Origin of the sequence: Vibrio sp. Sgm 5, assembly GCF_026241575.1 — a bacterium.
GTDB lineage: Bacteria > Pseudomonadota > Gammaproteobacteria > Enterobacterales > Vibrionaceae > Vibrio > Vibrio jasicida.
The window spans coordinates 138,925-145,668 of record NZ_JAPHPY010000010.1 but is presented as its reverse complement, the minus strand read 5'-3'; the positions used below and the strand labels follow the sequence as shown (position 1 = coordinate 145,668).

Below are 6,744 nucleotides of genomic sequence, written 5' to 3'. Positions count from 1 at the left end.
ATGGTCTATCGGATTTTTACACACTGGTGGGATCGTTCAATTGATCAGTCTATTAATTTCTTAACTGATCGGCATTACCGTATAATGCGGGGCTTTCTTTATTCTGGTTTTATTTGCTCATCTGAATCAACGAACGACCAATTAACCACTCTAACTCTTTGTCACTACCAGCACCGAATTGGCTCTCAGCCATTTTGTACAAACGGTCAATACCGTTTGCTGCAAACTCATGTGCACTTTCTGAAGTGACGATATGGTGGAACAATAGACGCAAGATCGCTAAGAATTCAGTATCTTCTAGAGCTTTAATCCAGCTCTTCGAAAACGCTTCTAGACCTTTATCAAATTCTAGATGCTCTACGAACATTTTGAAAATACGACCGTCTAACGCGGCGGTAAAATCCGTTTTCTTAGGGAAATGGTGGCTAATACCTGTACGCGATACACCTGTCTGTTGACTTAACGTGGTGTAAGACATTTTGTCATAACCAAGTCTTAGAAGCTGATCAACAACGGCATCCATGATTTTCTGGATAGTGATTTCGGTATCTTCTTTACTACGCTTTGGCATATTTTAAGCTCTTCTCTTTGTAAATCCATCTAACTCACAATTAAATGAGGGCCAGAATGAAAATCATCCTCAGCATTATGTACTGTACGCCCCTAACATCAAATTAGAGGGTCAATCATAACTAAAATGCACTGCGTAACGTGCAATTTACAGTGATATTTCTGTCAATACATGTGACTCAAAATATGGCGAAAAGTCCACTCCATCAAAACCTTGCACCAAATCATTCATCGAAACTATTCTCAGGCTAAGAATGATAATTATGTAAAAATAATTAATCCGGAAATAGTCTTATAAATTGAACCCCAGTTCAACTCACCTGACAAAAATCTCACGAATATCTAGGTTAATTGATTTTAAATATTGATACATATCACATTAATTTTATTAAGGAAGTTCTAATGAATTTAATTAACCCCTTGTTAACAACATAACATACCGTGCCTTTTTTATCCAAAATCATTCATTTTTGTAGATAGAGATCAAATACCTGATAGAATACCCACAGTATTTACAAGAGGATTCGTTATGAGTGTCGAATTAGAAGAAAGCCAAGTTTGTGAAGCTTGCGGTTGCGCTGGTGAAATGGGTTTTATCATCAAAGAAGGCGACGATGTTGCTGACGTAACGATTTTCGCAGAAACTAAAGCAGCACTAGAAGCTGAGTTGGCGAAATACATCGAAATGGCGACAACAGTGTGTGCCGGCGTTGAATACAACGTTTCTGAACTCACTGAAGAATCAAAAGAGCTCACAGCTCGCTTCAAGTTTGAAGTTAGCGCTGAAAAGCTAATCTTTGAACTGAAAACTCGCTCTCTAGCGCGTTAAAAATCAAAGTTATAAGAGTAAAAAAGCGAGCACTCTGCTCGCTTTTGTGTTTTTAGCGCTCTTGTAATAAGTGACATTACTTTTCTTGCTTAAATACCACCCACTTTAACGCGCCATTCGTTTCAAAGTCATTTTCATCAGTACAGACCAATAAAACACCGTCAACACTCAATACCGCTCCAGTCGTGTAGGCTTTATCATCGTAGTAACAAACCCGCTGCCCTAATTTACCGTCTGCCACAACCAGTGCTTTGGCCTCAGGCGTACTGTAAGATTTCGCCATCACCGAGCCAGAAAGTAATACGCTGACAATACTTATGGTGATGCAAGCTATCGGTTTTTTATCCATGGCTCTCCCCTTTATCTTGGTAACATACTAACAAGAAGCCATTTTTGGTTCTTGGCAGCATCTCATATTCTTTATATCTCTCGCTCTAGAAGCCCTACTCGCTTTACGTTATTCTTTTCTCGTAAATTTTTGTTGAAGTAGCGATAATGCGTGTATTCCCTCTCTTTCTTACCTTAATGGCCATAAGTACGAACCCTGCTGCATACGAGCTCGATTACTACTCCAAATTTGGCCATACAGACAACTACGGCAATGTTGACCTACGCAACAAACCTTATTCTCAGTTGCCCGACGGGTTCATCGTTAAAGGTAATTTGAATATCTCGCAAACCCCGATTACCAAACTTCCTAGAGGGCTTGACGTAGGGGGTAGCTTGGAGGCCACCAACAGCTCGCTTAAAACCATTAAGTCAGGGACTAAGATCAAAGGGTATGCAAATCTATTGGGCAGCAAAATCGAACGTTGGCCACGAGGAGTGAAGCTTGGGGGTTACCTAAATTTGACAGATACCCCTTTGCAAAGCTTACCGACTCGACTGCGAGTGAAGGGGGACTTGAGTGTGATTAGAACGCCGCTAACTCAATTACCTGAAGGCCTTGTCGTAGAGGGGAATTTGTATATCAGTGGTTCAAAACTCACCGAATTCCCAGAGACCATGACAGTCAATGGCAACATTTTCTTAGGTGGGAATCGTATATCAAAGTGGCCAACGAACTTGACCTTAGGTGGCGCCGTTGCACCTTAGAACAGAATGAGAAGAACGAGCGAAAAATCAAATAACACATCGGCTAAAGATCCTACCCGTTCCTCACAATGTTAACGCTGAGCAATCATATCTCTAAAGCCCGGCTATTCTTGGTTATTGACTGGATTTGCATAGCTTGCGACTAAATAGCTATGTGCGCCAGCTGGCAGTTGCTCAAGCTTTTCTGCTAACTGAGACTTAACCAATTCGGTGATCGTGTCATCTTCTCGACCCGCTGCAAGCAAGTTCATCGGGAACACTCGGTAATTGTTATGGATTTGACGATCAATTTCATTTGCAAGTTCTTCAGGTGTTTCGAACTCTTGATCAACCACATCACCAAACGCAACATGAACTTTGCCTTTGTAGCCTACGATACCTTGGATAATACTCTCGATATCTTCAAACTCACCCTTCTCGTAGCTACCGTTTTCTGCTTTCTCGTACAGCTCTTTTGCCTTAGCAAGGTCACATGGGTCATTCTGATAAGAAATAGAAACTGGAACAATTTTCAGCGAGCGAGTGTATTCGCCAAAGCTGATTTTTTGCTTGCGCCCTTCTACGTGGAACATCTTAAGGATTGCAGGATCGGTAAAATCATTCCCATCCTTTGCTCGCCCCTCTTTTTGGGCAATCCAAATTGAGTTACCCGTATCAAGAGAGTGCTTGATATAACCAGATAATTGACCCAGCGTTTTCATCATCTCTCTCGGGCCTTTTGCCGAACGTTTTACAATGAAACTCTTGTTAAGCTTCATGAGTTCTGTCGCACAAGGCTTCTTAAGCAAGTTGTCACCAATAGCAATGCGCACAGTGCGATGATCGTTCTGATGCAAACCGTAATTAACAAGCGCAGGATCCATAGCGATATCGCGGTGGTTAGACACAAATAAATAAGAAGTTTCTTTATCTAGCTTGTCCAAGCCGGAAAAGGTCACACCATCCGTCGTCGTATTCAACGTATCTTGAAGATACTTCTTAACTTCAAGTTGAATCGCTTCTACGGAGTTCAGCTTGCTCCACTTCGCTTTTAAGTAGACGCGGATAATCGGGCTCATGAGTGTTTTGAACCAGTTCGCTTTATTTGCGAAACGGTGCTCTAAAATCGCGCTGATAAACTCATCGTCTTGGATAAGGCGGTCCAGCGCAGCTGGAATCTCTTCGTCATTGTATGGACGAATTTCAATATAAGGATCGGTATTGGCTGTCATTATTCAATTCATTTCAAAAAAAGCTGGCACATTTTACGCATTGTTTTGCCAAGTAGCAGCATTTCAATCCATACTTTTAACATGGTCATACCAGTCGTATTACAATTTCTATTCGCAAAAAATTCTGTTATTCGGTTGGCATTCTAAGGGTTTAACGTTAACCTTAGCGCCCCAAGAACTCTGGTATTCACAATGAACTACGCAATTGAATTTCACGACGCAAATTACCCTTTTCTCAATGTTGCTGCGCGTAAGAAAGCGCTAAAACACACGCTACTGTTAGTAGTCGAGGGTTTGGCGATCATAAAATTGGGTAAACAAGAGTATGCCATCGAACCAGGTCAGTATTTTTGGATTCCTCAGGGATGTTTGAGCTCCCTCACCTTTTTACCAAATACTCGCACTACTCGTTGTGATTTTTCTGTGCGTTTGAACGATGAGTTTGCTCAACAAGCCGGCTTTGTAAAACCTTCCGCTCTATTAAAAGCGCTAATGGATAAACTGGTAACCACCGAACCACGCAGTGAAAAACAACTGGATTTGTTGACAGTCGCCAAATATGAGGTGTTGGAACTGAAGCCAAAACTGACGGGCTCACACCTCACAAGCTTGATCAATCAATGGAAACCTGGTTGCGAATCACCAATTTCAATCGAGTTGTGTTTGGTGCTAACACTAAGAGAAGCTCGTAAAATGAAACTGTCTGGCAAAAAGCAAATGGACATCGTCGAGCGTTTGTTTGCAGGTAATGAAGAAGAATACGAACAGTTGTGCTTTTTAGTGTTTGGGGAAGCGCTGTAACCAACTACCAACTTAGAATCAAAAAGGGCGTACATGATGTACGCCCTTTTTGATTAAGAAGTGTTATTTAGAACGGGACTTCTATCTGCATCATCCAGTCAGCATCGTAGTATTCGTGCCAACGATAATCGAAGCGCATTCTTGGTTCACCATCACTTTTGTCCCCAAAACCGATACTGAACATTAACCCATGACTCTTCAGCCATTCTTCGGTTGTCATTTTGCTTTCATCGTCTCTCAACTCTTCTGGCATCCAGACACCCAAGCCAAAATAGTTACTTTCCAAGCTTTGAGTCAGCAATGGCGTGTCTTCCGACTTAATCGCCCACTCATCCCAGTAGTTTTCTGTGGGCTCATCAAGCGGTCTTTCTTCCGCCTCATACCAATTGAGCGTATCCACACTGAGCACACCGACACTATCAAAAATGTCTTCACAAATGGGCATGGTGTTATCAGCGAATACAACAGAACGATCAGACAAATAGTTACACGCGAAGCTGGCTTGTGTAACAACAAGCAACGTGCATGCACTAAATACCACTATTCTGACCATGAAAATCTGACCTCTTAGTTACCAGATAACGTTTCTTTGTATAAGCGTTCGCTTTGTAAAATGTCACGGACTGTTGATGTTGTAAATGCACTGATGTCTTTATCAGCGAGTAAAGCATCTCGTATGTCTGTGCTTCTGATTTTAACTTTCTCAGGGCACGCCATCACAGTCCAACGTTCCGTAATTTCTTCTGCTTTGTAAAATTTAGCAAATTTGAAGAAATTGTCAGGACCAATGACAAAAGTTATATCGGCTTGCGTGTGGATTTCTTGAATTTTTTCTAATAACGCAAAAGTCGTCACACTTTGTCCTGGTTGGTACAAACTTTGCTCTAAGTCTGAACGTTGAACGTTGGAAAGCCCCATGTCTTTAATAAAGGCATCGACCAACTTGCACCGGATTGGATAGTCCAACATATTTTTGCCCCAAGCATGTGCAATACTAGGCTCCAGAAGCACGAGGTCGAAGTGACTTAAGGACTCGATCACGCTTTTATGCCCTAAGCTTGGTGGGTTAAATGCGCTACCAAAAACGGCGATTTTTTTCATATCCGGTGATTACCTGGTTGAAGAGAGTTTTCTAATCCGATGAATTCGGTATGATACTACTAATCTTTAGAGTTTTTTGACACTAATGCGACGTTTATGAACATCAATTGAACGCTTTCCCGCCAATTGTGAACAATAAACGTAGGCCTAAGTATGAACACATTCCGACTAATTTTGTGTCTGATGTATTTGCAGGAAAAGGAACCCGAAATGGAACAATCCATCCGCGATGAAATGCGAGTTCTCCCATCAATCGACCCGCATTTCGAAATCGAGCGCCGTGTCGCTTTTATCAAGCGTAAATTGCAAGAAGCAGGCTGTAAGTCTCTTGTTCTTGGCATCAGCGGTGGCGTTGACTCAACGACATGTGGTCGTTTGGCTCAACTGGCTGTGGACCAACTGAACGAAGAAGCTGGCGACAATAGCTACCAGTTTATCGCCGTTCGTTTACCTTACGGTGAGCAAAAGGATGAAGACGAAGCACAACTTGCTCTTGCCTTTATCCAACCAACTCATTCTGTATCTGTAAACATAAAAGCGGGCGTAGATGGTCTTCACTCTGCATCTCATGTTGCATTGGAAGGTACTGGCCTTCTGCCAACTGACGCTGCAAAAGTCGACTTTGTAAAAGGTAACGTAAAAGCACGTGCCCGCATGGCTGCTCAATATGAAATCGCAGGTTACGTAGGCGGCCTAGTTTTAGGCACTGACCACTCGGCTGAGAACATTACCGGTTTTTACACTAAATTTGGTGATGGCGCTTGTGATATGGCACCACTATTCGGCTTGAGCAAACGTCAAGTTCGCGAAGTCGCGGCAACGCTGAGTGCACCGGAACAACTAGTAAAGAAAGTACCGACTGCAGATTTAGAAGAACTTGATCCTCAAAAAGCAGATGAAGACGCACTGAATCTCTCTTACGAACAGATTGACGACTTCTTAGAAGGCAAACCTGTTTCGGAACAAGTGAGTGACCGTCTGGTGTCAATTTACAAGGCCACCCAGCACAAACGTCAGCCGATCCCAACGATCTACGACTAAATTGCAATTTTATTTTTGAGCGACTCGTTTCTGAAACCGCTCTGAGATAGATAAAAAACGCCGCTACGTTAGCGGCGTTTTTTTACTGGTTGCGAT

At 42.4% G+C, this 6,744-nt stretch carries 9 protein-coding genes; 4 read left to right on the top strand and 5 right to left on the bottom strand.

Translation table 11 applies throughout. From position 1 onward, the window contains the following. Positions 1 to 109: 109 nt before the first annotated feature. On the bottom strand, positions 110 to 571 hold the full coding sequence (locus OQJ86_RS08345) for a TetR/AcrR family transcriptional regulator (RefSeq protein ID WP_038867249.1): 462 nt from the start codon (positions 569 to 571) through the stop codon (positions 110 to 112). 528 nt (positions 572 to 1,099) lie between these two features. Between OQJ86_RS08345 and OQJ86_RS08340 the strand changes: the two genes are divergently transcribed. Further along, the gene (locus OQJ86_RS08340; protein WP_039975028.1) at positions 1,100 to 1,399 is read left to right on the top strand and encodes a YfcZ/YiiS family protein; all 300 of its coding nucleotides are present in this window, start codon (positions 1,100 to 1,102) and stop codon (positions 1,397 to 1,399) included. Between the two features lie 76 nt (positions 1,400 to 1,475). Here the strand turns inward: OQJ86_RS08340 and OQJ86_RS08335 are convergent, their stop codons facing one another. Beyond that, positions 1,476 to 1,748, bottom strand: coding sequence for a YnjH family protein (locus OQJ86_RS08335; protein WP_039975029.1), 273 nt, complete (start codon positions 1,746 to 1,748; stop codon positions 1,476 to 1,478). Between the two features lie 146 nt (positions 1,749 to 1,894). On the opposite strand from OQJ86_RS08335, the gene OQJ86_RS08330 reads away from it, so the two are divergent. Next, complete coding sequence (locus tag OQJ86_RS08330; protein WP_265987451.1) at positions 1,895 to 2,494, top strand: hypothetical protein; 600 nt, start codon at positions 1,895 to 1,897, stop codon at positions 2,492 to 2,494. A gap of 104 nt (positions 2,495 to 2,598) precedes the next feature. Here the strand turns inward: OQJ86_RS08330 and OQJ86_RS08325 are convergent, their stop codons facing one another. After that, positions 2,599 to 3,705, bottom strand: coding sequence for a 1-acyl-sn-glycerol-3-phosphate acyltransferase (locus OQJ86_RS08325; protein ID WP_265987450.1), 1,107 nt, complete (start codon positions 3,703 to 3,705; stop codon positions 2,599 to 2,601). Positions 3,706 to 3,897: 192 nt separating this feature from the next. On the opposite strand from OQJ86_RS08325, the gene OQJ86_RS08320 reads away from it, so the two are divergent. After that, complete coding sequence (locus OQJ86_RS08320; protein WP_045423748.1) at positions 3,898 to 4,506, top strand: AraC family ligand binding domain-containing protein; 609 nt, start codon at positions 3,898 to 3,900, stop codon at positions 4,504 to 4,506. Between the two features lie 67 nt (positions 4,507 to 4,573). Here OQJ86_RS08320 and OQJ86_RS08315 read toward each other — a convergent pair whose 3' ends face one another. Together OQJ86_RS08315 and OQJ86_RS08310 are read right to left on the bottom strand one after the other, a co-directional pair. After that, the gene (locus OQJ86_RS08315) at positions 4,574 to 5,059 is read right to left on the bottom strand and encodes a hypothetical protein (protein ID WP_038867242.1); all 486 of its coding nucleotides are present in this window, start codon (positions 5,057 to 5,059) and stop codon (positions 4,574 to 4,576) included. A 14-nt stretch (positions 5,060 to 5,073) separates the two neighbouring features. Further along, positions 5,074 to 5,607, bottom strand: coding sequence for a nicotinate-nicotinamide nucleotide adenylyltransferase (locus OQJ86_RS08310; RefSeq protein WP_038867237.1), 534 nt, complete (start codon positions 5,605 to 5,607; stop codon positions 5,074 to 5,076). A 210-nt stretch (positions 5,608 to 5,817) separates the two neighbouring features. Here OQJ86_RS08310 and nadE point away from each other — a divergent pair, with 210 nt between their 5' ends. Further along, positions 5,818 to 6,648, top strand: a complete 831-nt coding sequence (gene nadE / locus OQJ86_RS08305) for an ammonia-dependent NAD(+) synthetase (RefSeq protein ID WP_038867235.1) — start codon at positions 5,818 to 5,820, stop codon at positions 6,646 to 6,648. Positions 6,649 to 6,744 lie beyond the last annotated feature (96 nt).

Excerpts from the sequence above, each read along its gene's own strand:
- OQJ86_RS08310 (WP_038867237.1), bottom strand. The coding sequence starts at position 5,607 with ATGAAAAAAATCGCCGTTTTTGGTAGCGCATTTAACCCACCAAGCTTA.
- OQJ86_RS08330 (WP_265987451.1), top strand. The coding sequence starts at position 1,895 with ATGCGTGTATTCCCTCTCTTTCTTACCTTAATGGCCATAAGTACGAAC.
- OQJ86_RS08345 (WP_038867249.1), bottom strand. The coding sequence starts at position 571 with ATGCCAAAGCGTAGTAAAGAAGATACCGAAATCACTATCCAGAAAATC.
- OQJ86_RS08315 (WP_038867242.1), bottom strand. The coding sequence starts at position 5,059 with ATGGTCAGAATAGTGGTATTTAGTGCATGCACGTTGCTTGTTGTTACA.
- OQJ86_RS08340 (WP_039975028.1), top strand. The coding sequence starts at position 1,100 with ATGAGTGTCGAATTAGAAGAAAGCCAAGTTTGTGAAGCTTGCGGTTGC.
- OQJ86_RS08335 (WP_039975029.1), bottom strand. The coding sequence starts at position 1,748 with ATGGATAAAAAACCGATAGCTTGCATCACCATAAGTATTGTCAGCGTA.
- OQJ86_RS08320 (WP_045423748.1), top strand. The coding sequence starts at position 3,898 with ATGAACTACGCAATTGAATTTCACGACGCAAATTACCCTTTTCTCAAT.
- nadE (WP_038867235.1), top strand. The coding sequence starts at position 5,818 with ATGGAACAATCCATCCGCGATGAAATGCGAGTTCTCCCATCAATCGAC.
- OQJ86_RS08325 (WP_265987450.1), bottom strand. The coding sequence starts at position 3,705 with ATGACAGCCAATACCGATCCTTATATTGAAATTCGTCCATACAATGAC.